The organism is Streptomyces sp. NPDC053474 (genome assembly GCF_044544845.1).
Lineage (GTDB): Bacteria > Actinomycetota > Actinomycetes > Streptomycetales > Streptomycetaceae > Streptomyces.
In genome coordinates, this window is sequence record NZ_JBITXV010000001.1 from 1 (window position 1) to 16,598 (window position 16,598).

Annotated in this window: 14 protein-coding genes and 1 riboswitch; of the genes, 9 read left to right on the plus strand and 5 right to left on the minus strand. The window is 70.7% G+C overall.

Going from position 1 to position 16,598, the window contains the following annotated elements:
- Nucleotides 1-152 precede the first annotated feature (152 nt).
- The 4 genes from ACIG3E_RS00005 to ACIG3E_RS00020 all read right to left on the minus strand — a co-directional run bounded on the left by ACIG3E_RS00005 (nt 153) and on the right by ACIG3E_RS00020 (nt 4,844).
- Nucleotides 153-1,646: a glycoside hydrolase family 3 protein gene (locus ACIG3E_RS00005; protein WP_399609361.1), complete on the minus strand. Its 1,494-nt coding sequence runs from the start codon at nt 1,644-1,646 to the stop codon at nt 153-155.
- 9 nt (nt 1,647-1,655) lie between these two features.
- Nucleotides 1,656-2,486, minus strand: coding sequence for a carbohydrate ABC transporter permease (locus ACIG3E_RS00010; RefSeq protein WP_138961713.1), 831 nt, complete (start codon nt 2,484-2,486; stop codon nt 1,656-1,658).
- Nucleotides 2,483-3,463 carry a carbohydrate ABC transporter permease gene (locus tag ACIG3E_RS00015; RefSeq protein ID WP_399609363.1) on the minus strand — a complete coding sequence of 327 codons (981 nt, stop codon included), beginning with the start codon at nt 3,461-3,463 and terminating at the stop codon, nt 2,483-2,485. The genes ACIG3E_RS00010 and ACIG3E_RS00015 overlap by 4 nt, the downstream gene beginning before the upstream one ends.
- A gap of 106 nt (nt 3,464-3,569) precedes the next feature.
- The gene (locus ACIG3E_RS00020; RefSeq protein ID WP_399609365.1) at nt 3,570-4,844 is read right to left on the minus strand and encodes an extracellular solute-binding protein; all 1,275 of its coding nucleotides are present in this window, start codon (nt 4,842-4,844) and stop codon (nt 3,570-3,572) included.
- Nucleotides 4,845-5,188: 344 nt separating this feature from the next.
- On the opposite strand from ACIG3E_RS00020, the gene ACIG3E_RS00025 reads away from it, so the two are divergent.
- From ACIG3E_RS00025 to ACIG3E_RS00060, 8 genes are all read left to right on the plus strand, one after another.
- Entirely contained in the window at nt 5,189-6,019 is an 831-nt protein-coding gene (locus ACIG3E_RS00025; protein WP_399609367.1) for a GntR family transcriptional regulator, read from the plus strand.
- Between the two features lie 300 nt (nt 6,020-6,319).
- On the plus strand, nt 6,320-8,461 hold the full coding sequence (locus tag ACIG3E_RS00030; RefSeq protein ID WP_399609369.1) for a carbon starvation CstA family protein: 2,142 nt from the start codon (nt 6,320-6,322) through the stop codon (nt 8,459-8,461).
- Nucleotides 8,458-8,658 (plus strand): YbdD/YjiX family protein, encoded by a 201-nt coding sequence (locus ACIG3E_RS00035; protein WP_030683345.1) that lies wholly within the window; start codon nt 8,458-8,460, stop codon nt 8,656-8,658. The genes ACIG3E_RS00030 and ACIG3E_RS00035 overlap by 4 nt, the downstream gene beginning before the upstream one ends.
- Before the next feature lie 120 nt (nt 8,659-8,778).
- A complete protein-coding gene (locus ACIG3E_RS00040) occupies nt 8,779-9,066 on the plus strand; it encodes a DUF3311 domain-containing protein (protein ID WP_399609371.1) in 288 nt (95 codons plus the stop codon).
- The gene (mctP, locus tag ACIG3E_RS00045; protein WP_399609373.1) at nt 9,063-10,682 is read left to right on the plus strand and encodes a monocarboxylate uptake permease MctP; all 1,620 of its coding nucleotides are present in this window, start codon (nt 9,063-9,065) and stop codon (nt 10,680-10,682) included. The genes ACIG3E_RS00040 and mctP overlap by 4 nt, the downstream gene beginning before the upstream one ends.
- Before the next feature lie 68 nt (nt 10,683-10,750).
- A complete protein-coding gene (locus ACIG3E_RS00050; RefSeq protein WP_399609375.1) occupies nt 10,751-11,386 on the plus strand; it encodes a hypothetical protein in 636 nt (211 codons plus the stop codon).
- A 263-nt stretch (nt 11,387-11,649) separates the two neighbouring features.
- A riboswitch (cobalamin riboswitch) is annotated at nt 11,650-11,791 on the plus strand.
- A gap of 133 nt (nt 11,792-11,924) precedes the next feature.
- Nucleotides 11,925-14,336: a ribonucleoside-diphosphate reductase subunit alpha gene (locus tag ACIG3E_RS00055; protein WP_399609377.1), complete on the plus strand. Its 2,412-nt coding sequence runs from the start codon at nt 11,925-11,927 to the stop codon at nt 14,334-14,336.
- Nucleotides 14,336-15,373 (plus strand): ribonucleotide-diphosphate reductase subunit beta, encoded by a 1,038-nt coding sequence (locus ACIG3E_RS00060; RefSeq protein ID WP_399609379.1) that lies wholly within the window; start codon nt 14,336-14,338, stop codon nt 15,371-15,373. Before ACIG3E_RS00055 ends, ACIG3E_RS00060 begins: the two co-directional genes overlap by 1 nt.
- Here ACIG3E_RS00060 and ACIG3E_RS00065 read toward each other — a convergent pair.
- On the minus strand, nt 15,286-15,516 hold the full coding sequence (locus ACIG3E_RS00065) for a hypothetical protein (protein ID WP_138961705.1): 231 nt from the start codon (nt 15,514-15,516) through the stop codon (nt 15,286-15,288). The genes ACIG3E_RS00060 and ACIG3E_RS00065 overlap by 88 nt on opposite strands.
- A 93-nt stretch (nt 15,517-15,609) precedes the next feature.
- On the opposite strand from ACIG3E_RS00065, the gene ACIG3E_RS00070 reads away from it, so the two are divergent.
- A complete protein-coding gene (locus ACIG3E_RS00070) occupies nt 15,610-16,581 on the plus strand; it encodes a GlxA family transcriptional regulator (RefSeq protein ID WP_399609381.1) in 972 nt (323 codons plus the stop codon).
- Nucleotides 16,582-16,598 lie beyond the last annotated feature (17 nt).

Here is a 16,598-nt window from a genome sequence, read left to right on the forward strand (position 1 = left end):
CACATGTTTACTGGGGGTTTTTTCCTCCCCCGCCCCCCCCCCCCCCCCCCCGGGGGGGGGGGGGGGGGCGCCGGGGCCCCCGCCCCCCCCCCGGGCCCCCCCCCCCCCCGGGGGGGGGGCCCCCCACGCCGTCGTGTGTGCTGGGCCCCGGGCTACGCGCCGGTGATCGTTTCCGCTGCCGCGATGCCGCAGACGCGGGCCGCGCCGTGGGTGGCGATGTGCAGGGCGCCCGTGGGCTTGGCCTGCGGGACGCCCATCTCGACCACGACGGTGTCGGGGCGGGCGGCGAGCAGGTGGTCCACGGCGGCCGTCATCCAGGGGTGGCGGTGGGCGTCGCGGACGACGGCGACGATGCGCCGGTCCCCCGCGGCGGCCAGGGCCTCGCGGCCCGCGTCGGCGCCGGTGAAGGAGCCGGTCTCGGTGCCGGGCAGACGGCGGCCGAGCTCGGCGGCGACGCCCCACGGGGTCTCGTCGCCGACCGCGATGTTGGCCACCGGCGTGAAGGCGGCGACGTAGGGGGCGCTGGTCAGCGGGCCCGCGTAGGTCTCGCTGTGGGTGACCGTCAGGGCGCGGCGGGCCGCGCGCAAGCCGATCTCGGTGTCGGGCACGCCCCCCGAACGCCCGGCCGCGCCCGACACCGAGGTCCAGTGCGCGAGCGCCCGGACCCGGGCGGCCGCGTCGGCGAGCCGCTCCTCGGGCAGCTCGCCCGTGCGCACGGCCGCCACGAGGGCGTCGCGCAGACGACGTACGGTCAGCTCGTCGTGGAGGCCGCCGCCGACGCAGATGGCGTCGCAGCCGGCGGCAATGGCGAGGACGGTGCCGCGTTCGATGCCGTACGTCGAGGAGATGGCCTGCATCTCGATGCCGTCGGTGACGATGAGGCCGTCGAAGCCGAGCTCGCCGCGGAGCAGGTCGGTGAGGATGCGCCGGGAGAGCGTCGCCGGGTAGTCGGCGTCGAGCGCCGGGACGCTGATGTGGGCGCTCATCACGGCCTGTGTGCCCGCGGCGATGGCGGCCCGGAAGGGGGCGAGTTCGCGGGCGTTCAGGACGTCCGCGTCGACGCCGATGTGCGGCACGGCGTGGTGGGAGTCGACGGCGGTGTCGCCGTGGCCCGGGAAGTGCTTGGCGCAGGCGGCGACGCCGGAGGACTGCAGGCCCTCGATGTACGCGGCGGTGTGCCGGGCCACCAGCTCGGGGTCCGCGCCGAAGGAGCGCACGCCGATGACCGGGTTGTCCGGGTCGGAGTTCACGTCCGCGGACGGTGCCCAGTTGAAGGTGACGCCGCACTCGGCGAGGCGGCGGCCCAGCTCGGCGGCGACGCCACGGGTGAGCGCGGTGTCGTCCACCGCGCCGAGGGCGTGGTTGCCGGGGAAGGACGAGCCGGTGCGCACCTCGAGGCGGGTGACGTCCCCGCTCTCCTCGTCGATGGCGACGAGGAGGTCCTCGCGCTCGGCGCGCAGCTGGGCGGTGAGCGCGGCCACCTGCTCGGGCGTCTCGACGTTGCGGCCGAACAGGCCCACGGCGGCCAGGCCCTCGCCGATGTGGCGGAGCAGCCAGTCGGGGGCGGTGGTGCCGCCGAAGCCGGGCTGGAGGACGGTGAGGGCGTCACGCGTCAGGGCGTCCGGCGTGGATGCGGTAGAGCTCATGGGTGTGCGTTATCCCTTCACGGCACCGTCGGTGAGACCGGCGACGGCGCGCCGCTGGAGGAAGACGAAGAGGAGCAGGATCGGGATGGCGAAGATCGAGGACGCGGCCATGGTGGCACCCCAGTCGTCGCCGTAGACGGTCTGGAAGCTGGACAGCCACGTCGGCAGCGTCTTGGACTCGGGGTCCTTGTTGACCAGGAGGGCGATGGGGAACTCGTTCCAGGCGGTGATGAAGCCGAAGAGCGAGGTGGACATCAGGCCGGGGGCGAGCAGCGGCAGGATGACGCGGCGGAAGGCCTGCATGCGGGTGCAGCCGTCGACCATCGCCGACTCCTCAAGCTCCTTGGGCACGGCGGCGACGAAGCCGCGCAGCGTGAGGATCGTGAAGGGCAGGATCATCACCATGTAGAACAGCGTCAACGGCACCAGGCTGTTCAGCATCTCGGCGTCGCGCACGATCATGTAGATCGAGATGACCATGACCTCCCAGGGCGCCATCTGGGCCAGCATGAAGCCGATGATGAAGCCCCGGCGGCCCTTGAACCGCATGCGGGCGAGCGCGAAGGCCGACAGCAGGGCGATGGCGAGGGAGAAGACCACCGCGAGGACGGTGACGGTCACCGAGTTCCTGACCATCTGCCAGAAGTGGTCGGCGTCGACGGCCGTCTTGAAGTGCTCGACGGTGAAGTCGAAGGGGATCCAGACCGGGTCCTCGCTGATGATGTCGCCGGTGGGCTTGAAGGCCGTGGCGAACATCCAGTAGACGGGGAAGACCAGGCCGATGAAGAGGACGACGGCGACGACGTTGGGCCAGGTGCGGCCGAACCAGGAGCGCTTCACGCGTCCTCCTCTTGCTTGAGCACGATGCGCAGGTGGTACGCGGTCAGGAAGAGCATGATGATGATGGTCAGCATGGCGATGGCGGAGCCCATGCCGTAGTGCTGGTTGCCCGAGCCCTCGATGTAGGCGTACACGGGCAGGATCTCCGTGAGCCGGTCGGGGCCGCCCTTGTTGATGGCGTAGACCTGCACGAGGGCCTTGAAGACCCAGATGACCTCGAGGAAGGTCGTGGCGTAGAGGAAGGGCCGCAGGAACGGCAGGGTCACCGAGGTGAACTGCTTCCAGGCGCCCGCGCCGTCGAGCGAAGCGGCCTCGTAGAGCTCCTTGGGGATGGTCGTGGTGGCGGCGTACAGGTTGATCGCCACGAAGGGGATCGACATCCACACGATCAGCGTGATGATCACGAAGAAGGTGGAGTACTGGCCGCCGAACCAGTCGTAGTCGGCCATGGAGCTGAAGCCGATCTTGGCGAGCACCCAGTTGACGACGCCGAAGCGCTGCGCGAACAGCCACTGGTAGACGGTGGTGCCCGCGACGACGGGCATGGCCCAGGCGAGGACGAGGCCGAACAGGAGCAGCCGTCGCATCTTGGTGCCGAGCTTGGCGAGCAGCAGTCCGATCAGGGTGCCGAGCACCATGATGAGGACGACGTTGACGGCGGTGAAGACGATCGACCGCCCGGTGACGCGCCAGAAGTCCTCGCTCTTGAGGACCTCCTTGTAGTTGTCGACGCCGTTCCACTCGGTGAGATGCAGGATGACCTGTCTCATGTTGAGGTTCTGGAACGACAGGATCCCGTTGTTCACCAGCGGCCAGCCGAGGAACAGCAGGGTCGCCACGAGCGCGGGAAGCAGCAGCAGATAGGGCGCGAGGGCCCCGACCCTGGCCCGGGGCGTGCGCGGGGCCCCGGTGCGCCCGCCGCCCGACTTCACTACCTCCGGCGGGCCGGAGGGCGGCCGTTCGGTCTGTACGGTCATGCTCGCCATCTCTCTCATCGGCACGTCACACAGGAATGCGCCGGGGGCGGCGAAGTGGGGGTCGCGGGCACGACCCTGGTGTCACCGCCCCCGGCGGGGCGCTTCCTTACTGCTTCTGCGACAGGCGCTTGTTGAACTCGCCCTCGACCTTCTTCGCGGCGTCGGCGGGCGATTCGCCGTTCATGACCGCGGTCAGGTAGCTCTTGATCGGGTTGGGCTCGTTCTCCACGGCGGCCCACTCCGGGATCAGCGGGGTGATGCCACCGCCGGCGGCGGCCGGGGCCATGGCCTCGGCCGCCGGGTTGCCCTTGAGGTTGGACTCCAGGGCCTGCTTGTTCGGGATCACGCCGCCTTCCTTGGCGAGCGCGCCCTCGAACTTGTCGGACAGGGCGATCTTCAGGAACTCCTTGGCGAGCTCCTGCTTCTTGCTGGTGGCGGCGACGGCGAGGTTGGAGCCGCCGAGGAAGACGCCCTCGGGCTTGTCGGCCGCGGCGCCCGGGATCGTGAAGTAGCCGATGTCCTTCTCGATCTTCTTGTTGGCCTTGATGGCCGTGGCGGCCTCCCAGCTCATGCCGATGAACGCGCCGGTCTTGCCCTTGGCGAAGACCTCGGCCTGCTGCGGGGTCGCCTCGTCCTTGTTCTTCGGCGCCTTGGACAGGGCCTGGAACTTCTTGTAGGTCTCCGCGGCCTTGGCGACCTTCGGGTCGGCCAGGTTGGAGACGTACTTGTCGCCGTCCTTCTTGACCAGCTCGCCGCCCTCGCCGATGACGAGGCCCACGAAGTGGTACCAGTTCTGGCCCGGCAGGTAGATCGGCTCCGCGTCGGTCTTGTCGCCGATCTTCTTCAGGTCGGCGTAGAACTCGTCACGGGTCTTGGGCGTCTTCTTGATGCCCGCGTCGGCCCAGACCTTCTTGTTGTAGAGCACGACGCGGTTCAGGACGAACCACGGGGCGGCGTACTGCTTGCCGTCGACGACCGTGGACTTGTTGATCGAGTCGGTCCAGTCGGCGCCGATCGACTCCTTGAGGTCGCTCAGGTCGGCGAGGCCGCCGGACTTGGCGTAGGCGGCCGTCTGGGTGTTGCCGATCTCGAAGACGTCCGGCGGGTTCTCCTCGGAGAGGGCGGCGGTCAGTTTCTGCTGGATGCCGTTCCAGTCCTGGACCTCGAGCTTGAGCTTGGCGCCGGTCTTCTTCTCGAAGGCCGCCTTGACGTCCTTGGTCCAGCCGTCCGGCGTCGAGCCGTCCATGGCCCAGAGCGTCAGCGTCTCACCCTTGAAGCCGTTGGCCCCGGAGCCCTTGTCGTCCTTGTCGTCGCTGCCGCAGGCCGCGATCGAAACCAACATGCCCGCGACACCGATCGCCGCTATGAGCTTGCGCTTCAACGTCATCCTCCTTTGGATGCCACCCAGCCAACCCCCCACCCGCAGCGACCAAGAGGACCGAAAGACTGCCCGTGGGACTGGACCTGGTCTTTAATGGTGTAGACCAGTACGGGGGAGCTTGGCCTAGACCTTTTGGGGTGTCAAGGGTGTATAAGAAGGGCAGTCGGCTCCGTTATCGGACCGACACCTGAGCGGCACGGCTCACCCCTCACGGCTTCGCTCGAACAGGGGTGACCCCCCTGGCCCGGACCGTGCCACGATGTGAGCCGCGACAGACGGAGGAGCCGGTGACGGCAGCAGCACAGGAGCCGGTGAGAGCAGCACAGGAACGGGGAAGGCGGAGCATGGGCACAGAGGCGGGCAGTACCCGGGCCGAGGTCGGCACCGCGACGGCGGCATCCGCGAGCACGGCCGCCCCCGTCGTGGCGGGCGACGGCTCCGGCCCCGGCAAGTCCGTGCGCCCGGCCCGCGTACCCAAGTACTACCGCCTGAAGCGGCACTTGCTGGACATGACCGAGACGCTGCCGCCGGGCACCCCGGTGCCGCCCGAGCGCACGCTCGCCGCCGAGTTCGACACCTCGCGCACGACGGTGCGCCAGGCCCTGCAGGAGCTGGTCGTCGAGGGCCGCCTGGAGCGCATCCAGGGCAAGGGCACGTTCGTGGCCAAGCCGAAGGTGTCGCAGGCGCTCCAACTCACCTCGTACACCGAGGACATGAAGGCCCAGGGCCTGGAGCCGACCTCCCAGCTCCTGGACATCGGGTACATCACCGCCGACGACACCCTCGCCGGGCTCCTGGACATCGCCGCCGGTGGGCGCGTCCTGCGCATCGAGCGCCTGCGGCTCGCCAGCGGCGAGCCGATGGCCATCGAGACCACGCACCTGTCCGCGAAGCGCTTCCCGGCGCTCAGACGCTCGCTGGTGAAGTACACCTCGCTCTACACGGCGCTCGCCGAGGTCTACGACGTGCACCTCGCCGAGGCTGAGGAGACCATCGAGACCTCCCTCGCGACGCCGCGCGAGGCGGGCCTGCTCGGCACCGACGTGGGCCTGCCGATGCTGATGCTGTCGCGGCACTCCGTGGACGGCGGCGGGCAGCCGGTGGAGTGGGTGCGCTCGGTGTACCGGGGCGACCGGTACAAGTTCGTGGCCCGGCTCAAGCGGCCGCAGGACTGAGGCGGCACCGGCGCCAGCGGGCCGGGGCACGCAAGCGCCCCGCGCCCGGGCCGCAGCGATGCGCCCCGCCCGGAGCCCCGGCCCCACCGCGATGCGCCCGGCCCGCCCCACGCCGGGCCCCGCCCGCCACGCCCGGGGCCCCGGCCCCACCGCGTTCCGCCGGGCCCGCCCCGCGCCCGGGCCCGCCACGCCCCGCGCCCCGGCCCCACCGCGTTTCACCCCGCCCGCCCCATGGCGCAGATCACTTTCCTGCCCTACCGTCCTCCCGTCACCGCAGACACGCGACCGGGAGGACGGCCCGTGCGCACAGCGACCCCCAAGACCGTAGTCATCTGGAGCCTCGTCGCGCTGGTCGGCGCCGCGGGCTGGACCGTGCTCGCGCTCTCCCGGGACGAGGAGGTGTCCGCCGCCTGGATGGTGGCCGCCGCCCTCGGCTCGTACGCCATCGCCTACCGCTTCTACGCGAAGTTCATCGCGCACAAGGTCCTGCGCGTCGACAAGCGCAGGGCCACCCCCGCCGAGCGGCTCGACAACGGCATCGACTTCCACCCGACCGACCGGCGCGTCCTGCTCGGCCACCACTTCGCGGCGATCGCGGGCGCGGGGCCCCTCGTCGGACCCGTGCTCGCCGCCCAGATGGGGTATCTGCCCGGCACCATCTGGATCATCGCGGGGGTGATCTTCGCGGGGGCCGTGCAGGACATGGTGGTCCTGTTCTTCTCCACCCGCCGCGACGGCAAGTCGCTCGGCCAGATGGCCCGGGACGAGATCGGCCCCTTCGGCGGGGCCGCCGCGCTGCTCGCCACCTTCGCCATCATGATCATCCTGCTCGGCGTGCTCGCGCTCGTGATCGTGAACGCGCTCGCCGATTCGCCCTGGGGCACCTTCTCGATCGCGATGACGATCCCGATCGCCCTGTTCATGGGCTTCTACCTGCGGATCCTGCGCCCGGGCCGGGTCAGCGAGGTCTCGTTCATCGGCATCGGCCTGCTGCTGCTCGCGCTCGTCGCGGGCCGCTGGGTGGCGGAGTCCTCCTGGGCGGAGGCCTTCACGCTCGCCCCCTCGACGCTGGTGATCTGGCTGGTGGCGTACGGCTTCATCGCCTCGATCCTGCCGGTGTGGATGCTGCTCGCGCCGCGCGACTACCTGTCCACGTTCATGAAGATCGGCACGATCGTGCTGCTCGCGCTCGGCGTGGTCCTCACCCTGCCGACGCTGAAGATGGACCCGGTCACCGACTTCGCCTCGCGCGGCGACGGGCCGGTCTTCGCGGGCTCGCTCTTCCCGTTCGTGTTCATCACGATCGCGTGCGGCGCGCTCTCCGGCTTCCACGCCCTGATCTCCTCCGGTACGACGCCGAAGATGATCCAGAAGGAGACCCAGGTCCGGATGATCGGCTACGGCTCCATGCTGATGGAGTCGTCCGTGGCGGTCATGGCCCTGGTCGCGGCGAGCATCATCGACCCGGGCCTGTACTTCGCGATGAACGCGCCCGCGGGCGTGGTCGGCGACACCGTCCAGGAGGCGTCCCGGGCGGTCGCGAACCTCGGGTACACCATCTCCCCCGAGGACCTGGCGCAGGCCGCCAAGAACGTCGAGGAGAGCTCGCTGCTCTCGCGCACGGGCGGCGCGCCCACCCTCGCGATCGGCGTCTCGGAGATCTTCTCCAAGGTCACCGGGGACTCGCTGCGGGCGTTCTGGTACCACTTCGCGATCATGTTTGAGGCGCTGTTCATCCTCACCGCGCTCGACGCGGGCACGCGCGTGGGCCGGTTCATGCTCCAGGACATGCTGGGCAACGTCTACAAGCCCTTCAAGAACGTGAGTTGGAAGCCCGGCCTGGTGCTGACCAGCGCCGTCGTGACCGGCCTGTGGGGCTACTTCCTCTGGGTCGGCGTGCACGAGCCGCTCGGCGGCATCAACCAGCTCTTCCCGATCTTCGGCATCGCCAACCAGCTGCTCGCCGCCGTCGCCCTCGCCGTGTGCACCACGCTCCTGGTGAAGTCCGGACGGCTCAAGTGGGCCTGGATCACCGGGGTCCCCCTGGCCTGGGACGCGACGGTGACGCTCACGGCGAGCTGGCAGAAGGTGTTCTCCGACGACCCGCGCGTGGGCTTCTTCAAGCAGCGCTCGGTCTACCGGGACGCCATCGACGACGGCAAGGTCCTGCCGCCCGCCAAGACCATGGACGACATGCACACCGTCGTCACCAACTCCACGGTGGACGGCGTCCTTTCGGCGGCCCTCGCGATCCTCGTCGTGATCGTGCTCGTGGACGCGGCCCGCGTCTGCGTCCGGCACGTCCGCGACCCGCTGTCCTCGCGCCTGAGCGAGGCGCCGTTCGTGGAGTCGAGGACCGTCGCGCCCGCCGGGCTCGTCGCCACGAAGGAGGAGAAGGCGGAGCTGGTCGCCTACGAACGCGCGCAGGCGGGCCCCTCGTGACCGGCCCGCTGCGCCGCGCGCTGCGCGCCGTCCGCTGGTACGTACGGGAGTTGACGGACGAGTCCGCGTACGAGCGGTACGTGGCGCACGTCCGCAAGGAGCATCCGGCCGCGGCGGTGCCGACCCGGCGGGCGTTCGAGCGTATGCGGACGGACCGCCAGGAGTCGGACCCGCGGCAGGGCTTCCGCTGCTGCTGAGCGCCCTGACGGCCCCTCTGTGGCTCGTCCGTTATACGGACAGGGGTTCCGTAGGCCAAGACCGTCGCTTAGATTTCCCGCACGTTAAACACGGGATAAGTGAGCGAACGGAGCCGCGGTATGCCAGATGCGCCTGAAGTGCCGGTTGCGCCTGAAGTGAGACAGCCGGTGGTCACGCCGGTCCGCGTGGTCGTCGCCCTCTGCCTCGCGGCACCGTTCGTGGCCATGCTCTGGGTGAGCTCCTACGCGAAGGTCGACCCGGCCTTCATCGGCATCCCGTTCTTCTACTGGTACCAGATGCTGTGGGTGCTGATATCGACCGCGCTCACGATGCTCGCCTACCAGCTGTGGCAGCGTGACCAGCGCGCCCGCAAGGCCGCCCGCGGCCAGGGGGGTGCGCGCTCATGAACGACGGCGTGAACGGCGTCGCGCTCGCCGTCTTCATCTTCTTCTTCCTCGCGGTCACCGTCATGGGCTTCCTCGCCGCCCGCTGGCGCCGGGCCGAGAGCGACAGCCTCGACGAATGGGGCCTCGGCGGCCGGTCGTTCGGCACCTGGGTGACGTGGTTCCTGCTCGGCGGCGACCTCTACACGGCGTACACCTTCGTGGCCGTGCCCGCGGCGATCTACGCGGCGGGTGCCGCCGGGTTCTTCGCGGTGCCGTACACCATCCTCGTCTATCCGCTGATCTTCACCTTCCTGCCCCGGCTCTGGTCGGTCTCGCACAAGCACGGCTATGTGACCACGTCCGACTTCGTGCGCGGGCGCTTCGGCTCCAAGGGGCTCTCGCTCGCGGTGGCCGTCACCGGCATCCTCGCGACGATGCCCTACATCGCGCTCCAACTCGTCGGCATCCAGGCCGTCCTGGACGTGATGGGCGTCGGCGGCGGCGACGACACCAACTGGTTCGTCAAGGACCTGCCGCTGCTCATCGCCTTCGGCGTGCTCGCCGCGTACACCTACTCCTCGGGCCTGAGGGCCCCGGCGCTGATCGCGTTCGTGAAGGACACCCTGATCTACATCGTGATCGTGGTGGCCATCATCTACATCCCGATCAAACTGGGCGGGTTCGACGACGTCTTCCACGCGGCGAGCGAGAAGTTCTCGGCGACCAACGAGGCGACCGGCAAGCCCGTCGGCGCGCTCGTGCCCGGGGACGCGGGGACCTGGACGTACGCGACCCTGGCGCTCGGCTCGGCGCTCGCGCTCTTCATGTACCCGCACTCGATCACCGCGACGCTGTCCTCGCGCAGCCGGGACGTGATCCGCCGCAACACCACCATCCTGCCGCTGTACTCGCTGATGCTGGGCCTGCTCGCGCTGCTCGGGTTCATGGCGATCGCGGCCGGGGTGAAGGTCGACAACGGACAGCTGGCGATCCCGCAGCTGTTCGAGGACATGTTCCCCGACTGGTTCACCGGCGTGGCCTTCGCGGCCATCGGCATCGGCGCGCTCGTGCCCGCCGCCATCATGTCCATCGCGGCCGCGAACCTCTTCACGCGCAACATCTACAAGGACTTCCTCAAGCCCGACGCGACGCCCGAGCAGGAGACCAAGGTCTCCAAGCTGGTCTCGCTCCTGGTGAAGGTGGGCGCCCTCGCCTTCGTGCTCACCATGGACAAGACCGTCGCCATCAACTTCCAGCTCCTGGGCGGCATCTGGATCCTGCAGACCATGCCCGCGCTCGTCGGCGGCCTGTTCACGCGGTGGTTCCACCGGTGGGCGCTGCTCGCCGGGTGGGCGGTCGGCATGGTCTACGGGACGGTGGCCGCGTACGGCGTGGCCTCGCCCACGCAGAAGCACTTCGGCGGGTCCTCCAAGGAGATCCCGGGCATCGGCGAGATCGGCTACATCGGCCTGACGGCGTTCGTCCTGAACGTGGTCGTGACGGTCGTCCTCACCTTCGCCCTGAAGGCGTTCAAGGCCCCCGACGGCGTCGACGAGACCTCCCCCGAGGACTACACGGCCGACGCCGGTGACCGGGGCGTGGCCGTCGAGCTGCCCAAGGTGGGGGCGGGCCACTGAGCCGTGGCAGTACGCACCGACAGGGCCGGGCGGGGCACGACGGCGGACGCATGCGAAAGGATGTGCGCATGAGACGTTCCCGCCGCCTCCTCCCGGCCCTGTTCCTCGCGCCGCTCGCCCTCACCGGCTGCGGCTCGGACAGCCTCGACAGCGCGGCACCGCCGGACCGCGCCGAGCTGAAGGCCCGCGCCGAGGCGGCGCAGACCGTCGTGGAGCACGTCTACGTGACGGAGGCCGACGGCTTCGAGCTGGCACGGCAGTCGGTGGGCGTGATCGGCGACTACGGCTTCCAGTCCACCTACGTACGGGACGAGGGCGGCGCGCAGCTCACGCTCTCCGTCGACCGGGGCACCGTCACCGACGGGAACTGCCGCACGGTCCGGCCCGTCGCCACGCGCTGCGAGAAGGACGGCAAGGGCTGGTACCGCGTCACGGGCTCCCGGCACGAGTACGTCCGTACGGAGAACGGGCTGCGCGTCCAGCTCGCCGCCGACCGCGACGCGGTGAGCCGCGAGGTGCTGCGCGCCGCCGCCGAGGCCGCCCACCGCGCCGACGACCGCGAACTCGACGCGACCCTGCCCGAGACGGCCGACCCCGAGGGCCTGCCCACGGACGGCGGCGACACGGGCCGCCCCGTGGAGCGCGGCGACCTGCCGCCCGAGGGCGACGGCGCGCCGCAGGACCCGCCGGGCGCGGGCGGCTGACCCATCGGGCGCGGGCGGCCGACCCACCAGGCGCGGGCGACTGACCCGCCAGGCGCGGGCGACCGACCCACCGGCGCACCGGCCCGCGCCGGGCCCCGCGCGGGCCCTCCCCGCCCCCGCGCCAGGCTCTCCCCACCCCGCTCCGGACCCGGCCCCCGGCCCGCCCTTCCTCCCCGGCGCGTTGACGCTCAGACGCGCTCCCGAGCGACCACACCCCGTGAGGGAACGGTCACCTCCGACACAACATCTAGGGGCGCCACCGAAACCCGGCACAAGATGTATGCTCGTCCTCGCTGTCGCCGCAGGGGAATCCGGTGGAAGTCCGGAACTGTCCCGCAACGGTGTACGTGTGCGCATTTGCGTACCCACAAAGTCCGAGGACCTGCCGACAGCGCACCCGTGCCGCCCGGCCCGGGTGCAGACGTCCGGGCCTCGTGGACATGGGCTGGTGGACGCGGCGTACGTACCGCCTCGCGCGGTCGCGCCCGTGTGCCCTCGCCTGCCTCGATGCCCAGAGCCGAGCGAGGGAGAGCACCACGTGACCATCGCGCCCGCCGAGCCCGCGTCAGCGCAGGCCGAAGCCGGTCAGCAGCACGCCGAGCAGTCCGCCCCGTCCACCGACGGGCCCGGCGCCGCCCTGCTGCGCACCCTGACCGACCTCACCGCCGACCTTCCCGACGCCGACCCCGGACGCGTCGCCGCGGCCGCGCTGCGCGGCCGCTCGGCGAAGGCCGACGAGGCGGAGTTGCGGGAGCTCGCCACCGAGGCGGCCGCCGGACTCATCTCCGAGGACCCCGCGTACTCCCGGCTCGCCGCCCGGCTCCTGACGATCGGCATCCGCGAGGAGGCCGCCTCGCAGGGCGTCACGTCGTTCTCCGAGTCCGTCGCGGTCGGCCACCGCGAGGGCCTGATCGCCGACCGCACCGCCGACTTCGCGGCCCTGCACGGCCCCCGTCTGGACGCCCTGGTGGAGGCCGCGCTCGCCGACGGCGCCGACCGCCGCTTCGGCTACTTCGGCCTGCGCACGCTGCACAGCCGCTATCTGCTGCGCCACCCGATCACCCGCAAGGTCATCGAGACCCCGCAGCACTTCATGCTGCGCGTGGCCACCGGTCTCGCCGAGGACGACTCCGTGCGCGCGCTCGACGAGGTCGCCGCGCTGTACGGCCTGATGAGCCGCCTCGACTACCTGCCGTCGTCGCCGACGCTCTTCAACTCCGGCACCCGCCACCCGCAGATGTCGAGCTGCTACCTGCTCGACTCGCCGCTCGACGAGCTGGACTCGATCTACGACCGCTACCACCAGGTGGCGCGCCTGTCGAAGCACGCGGGCGGCATCGGCCTGTCGTACTCCCGCATCCGCTCGCGCGGTTCGCTGATCCGCGGCACGAACGGCCACTCCAACGGCATCGTGCCGTTCCTGAAGACGCTCGACGCCTCCGTCGCCGCCGTGAACCAGGGCGGCCGCCGCAAGGGCGCCGCCGCCGTCTACCTGGAGACCTGGCACTCCGACATCGAGGAGTTCCTGGAGCTGCGGGACAACACCGGCGAGGACGCCCGGCGCACCCACAACCTGAACCTGGCGCACTGGATCCCGGACGAGTTCATGCGCCGGGTCGCCGCCGACCAGGAGTGGTCGCTGTTCTCCCCCGCCGACGTGCCCGAGCTCGTCGACCTGTGGGGCGAGGAGTTCGACACGGCGTACCGCGCGGCCGAGGCCAGGGGCCTGGCGCAGAAGACCATGCCCGCCCGCGATCTGTACGGCCGCATGATGCGCACCCTCGCGCAGACCGGCAACGGCTGGATGACCTTCAAGGACACCTCCAACCGCACCGCCAACCAGACCGCCGAGCCCGGCCACACCGTGCACTCCTCCAACCTGTGCACGGAGATCCTGGAGGTCACGAACGACGGCGAGACGGCCGTGTGCAACCTCGGCTCGGTGAACCTCGGGGCCTTCGTGGCCGACGGGGACATCGACTGGGAGCGCCTGGACGCCACCGTCCGCACCGCCGTGACGTTCCTCGACCGCGTCGTCGACATCAACTTCTACCCGACCGAGCAGGCCGGGAACTCCAACGCCAAGTGGCGCCCGGTGGGCCTGGGCGCCATGGGCCTGCAGGACGTCTTCTTCCAGCTGCGGCTGCCCTTCGACTCGGCCGAGGCCAAGGCCCTGTCCACGCGGATCGCCGAGCGGATCATGCTCGCCGCGTACGAGGCGTCCGCGGACCTCGCCGAGCGCCACGGGCCGCTGCCCGCCTGGGAGAAGACCCGCACGGCCCGCGGCGTCCTGCACCCCGACCACTACGAGACAGAGCGGGCCTGGCCCGAGCGCTGGGAGGCCCTGCGGACGCGCATCGGCAAGGTCGGCATGCGCAACTCGCTGCTCCTGGCCATCGCCCCGACGGCCACCATCGCGTCCATCGCGGGCGTCTACGAGTGCATCGAGCCGCAGGTCTCCAACCTCTTCAAGCGCGAGACGCTGTCCGGCGAGTTCCTCCAGGTGAACTCCTACCTGGTGCAGGACCTCAAGGAGCTCGGCGTCTGGGACGCGCAGACCCGTGAGGCGCTGCGCGAGTCCAACGGCTCGGTGCAGGGCTTCACCTGGGTGCCCGCCGACGTGCGGAACCTGTACCGCACGGCCTGGGAGATCCCGCAGCGCGGCCTGATCGACATGGCCGCCGCGCGCACGCCCTACCTCGACCAGTCGCAGTCCCTGAACCTGTTCCTGGAGACGCCGACCATCGGCAAGCTCTCCTCGATGTACGCCTACGCCTGGCAGCAGGGCCTCAAGACCACGTACTACCTGCGCTCGCGCCCCGCGACGCGCATCGCCCGCGCCGCCGGGGGCTCCGCCGCCGCGGCCGCCCCCGTCCCCCAGCAGGTGACCGACCCCGAGGCGATCGCCTGCTCCCTGGAAAACCCCGAGTCCTGCGAGGCCTGCCAGTAATGTCCCAGTCGGAACAGCACACCACGACGACGGGCGAGAAGAATCTGCTCGACCCGGGCTTCGAGCTGACGCTCCGCCCGATGCGCTACCCGGACTTCTACGAGCGCTACCGGGACGCGATCAAGAACACCTGGACCGTGGAGGAGGTCGACCTCCACTCGGACGTGGCCGACCTCGCCAAGCTGACGCCCGAGGAGCAGCACCTGATCGGCCGCCTGGTCGCGTTCTTCGCGACCGGCGACTCGATCGTGGCGAACAACCTCGTGCTCACCCTCTACAAGCACATCAACTCCCCCGAGGCGCGGCTCTACCTGAGCCGACAGCTGTTCGAGGAGGCCGTGCACGTCCAGTTCTACCTGACGCTGCTCGACACCTATCTGCCCGACCCGGAGGACCGCGCCGCCGCCTTCGCGGCCGTGGAGAACATCCCCTCCATCCGGGAGAAGGCCGAGTTCTGCTTCACGTGGATGGACTCGGTGGAGAAGCTGGACCGCCTGGAGTCCAAGGCCGACCGCCGCCGCTTCCTGCTCAACCTGATCTGCTTCGCCGCGTGCATCGAGGGCCTGTTCTTCTACGGCGCCTTCGCGTACGTCTACTGGTTCCGCTCCCGCGGCCTGCTGCACGGCCTCGCCACCGGCACCAACTGGGTGTTCCGCGACGAGACGATGCACATGTCCTTCGCCTTCGAGGTGGTCGACACGGTCCGCAAGGAGGAGCCCGAGCTCTTCGACGACCAGCTCCAGGAGCAGGTCACCGACATGCTCAAGGGCGCGGTCGAGGCCGAGCTGCAGTTCGCGCGCGACCTGTGCGGGGACGGCCTGCCCGGCATGAACACCGAGTCGATGCGCGAGTACCTCCAGTGCGTCGCCGACCAGCGCCTGGCGCGCCTGGGCTTCGCGCCGGTGTACGGCTCCGAGAACCCGTTCTCGTTCATGGAGCTCCAGGGCGTTCAGGAACTGACCAACTTCTTCGAGCGGCGCCCGTCCGCGTACCAGGTCGCCGTGGAGGGCTCGGTCTCCTTCGACGACGAGTTCTGATCCCGCGGCCCGGGCCCGCGCTCGGCCTCCCGCAGCTCCCGGTCGATCCGGCGGTCGTGGGCGTGGCCGATCAGTGACGGCAGGGCCATGAGCAGGAAGACCCCGAGGACGGCCAGCGTGTCGAGTGCGTCGTGTGCGTTCATGACGACCACTCTCGCGCTGGCCGTCCTCCGGTGTGAGTGGCAGGACTGTCGTACACCCTCGATTTCCTGCCAGCGACGCGGCACACTGTCCCCATGTTGAGGAACGTGGCCGCCGTCGCCCTCGACGGCGTGCACCCCTTCGAACTCGGCGTCGTGTCCGAGGTGTTCGGCCTCGACCGCAGCGACGAGGGCCTCCCGGTGTACGACTTCGCGCTGGTGTCGGCCGAGGGCCCCACGCTCTCCACGCACGCCGGCTTCACCATCTCCACGCCGCACGGCCTGGACCGCCTCGAAGAGGCCGATCTCATCACCGTCCCCGCGGGCGACTCCTATGTCACGCGGGACTTCCCGCCCGCGCTGCTCGACGCCCTGCGCCGCGCCACCGAGCGCGGCACCCGGGTGCTCAGCGTCTGCACCGGCGCCTTCGTGCTCGCGGCGGCCGGGCTCCTGGACGGGCGGCGCTGCGCGGTGCACTGGCGCCACGCCGACCAGCTCATGCGCCGCTATCCGCGGGCCGTGGTCGAACCGGACGTGCTGTACGTCGACGAGGACCCGGTGATCACCTCCGCGGGCACGGCCGCGGGCATCGACGCCGCCCTGCACCTGGTCCGCAGGGAGAACGGCGCGGAGGTCGCCAACGCCATCGCCCGCCGCATGATCGTGCCGCCGCACCGCGACGGCGGCCAGGCCCAGTACATCGAGCGCCCGCTGCCGCGCGGCCGCTGCGACACCGTCGGCGAGGTCCTGGCCTGGATGGAGCGCCACCTCGACCAGGAGCTCGCCGTCGACCAGCTCGCCGCCCGCGCCCACATGTCGCCGCGCACCTTCGCGCGCCGCTTCCAGCAGGAGACCGGCACCACGCCGTACCGCTGGCTGCTGCGCCAACGCCTGCTGCGCGCCCAGGAGTTGCTGGAGGCGACGGACGAGACCGTGGACGCGGTCGCGTGGCGCTCCGGCTTCCCGAACGCGGCCGCGCTGCGCCACCAGTTCGTCCGCGTGCTCGGCACCACGCCGAACGCGTACCGGCGTACGTTCCGCGGGCCCGGGGCCGAGCCCGCGGCCTGACGCGCGTGCCCGCACCG

Bases quoted from the DNA above. Each gene is read 5' to 3' on its own strand.
- ACIG3E_RS00005 (WP_399609361.1), bottom strand. From the start codon at position 1,646: ATGAGCTCTACCGCATCCACGCCGGACGCCCTGACGCGTGACGCCCTC.
- ACIG3E_RS00015 (WP_399609363.1), bottom strand. From the start codon at position 3,463: ATGACCGTACAGACCGAACGGCCGCCCTCCGGCCCGCCGGAGGTAGTG.
- ACIG3E_RS00025 (WP_399609367.1), top strand. From the start codon at position 5,189: ATGGGCACAGAGGCGGGCAGTACCCGGGCCGAGGTCGGCACCGCGACG.
- ACIG3E_RS00040 (WP_399609371.1), top strand. From the start codon at position 8,779: ATGCCAGATGCGCCTGAAGTGCCGGTTGCGCCTGAAGTGAGACAGCCG.
- mctP (WP_399609373.1), top strand. From the start codon at position 9,063: ATGAACGACGGCGTGAACGGCGTCGCGCTCGCCGTCTTCATCTTCTTC.
- ACIG3E_RS00050 (WP_399609375.1), top strand. From the start codon at position 10,751: ATGAGACGTTCCCGCCGCCTCCTCCCGGCCCTGTTCCTCGCGCCGCTC.
- ACIG3E_RS00060 (WP_399609379.1), top strand. From the start codon at position 14,336: ATGTCCCAGTCGGAACAGCACACCACGACGACGGGCGAGAAGAATCTG.
- ACIG3E_RS00065 (WP_138961705.1), bottom strand. From the start codon at position 15,516: ATGAACGCACACGACGCACTCGACACGCTGGCCGTCCTCGGGGTCTTC.
- ACIG3E_RS00070 (WP_399609381.1), top strand. From the start codon at position 15,610: ATGTTGAGGAACGTGGCCGCCGTCGCCCTCGACGGCGTGCACCCCTTC.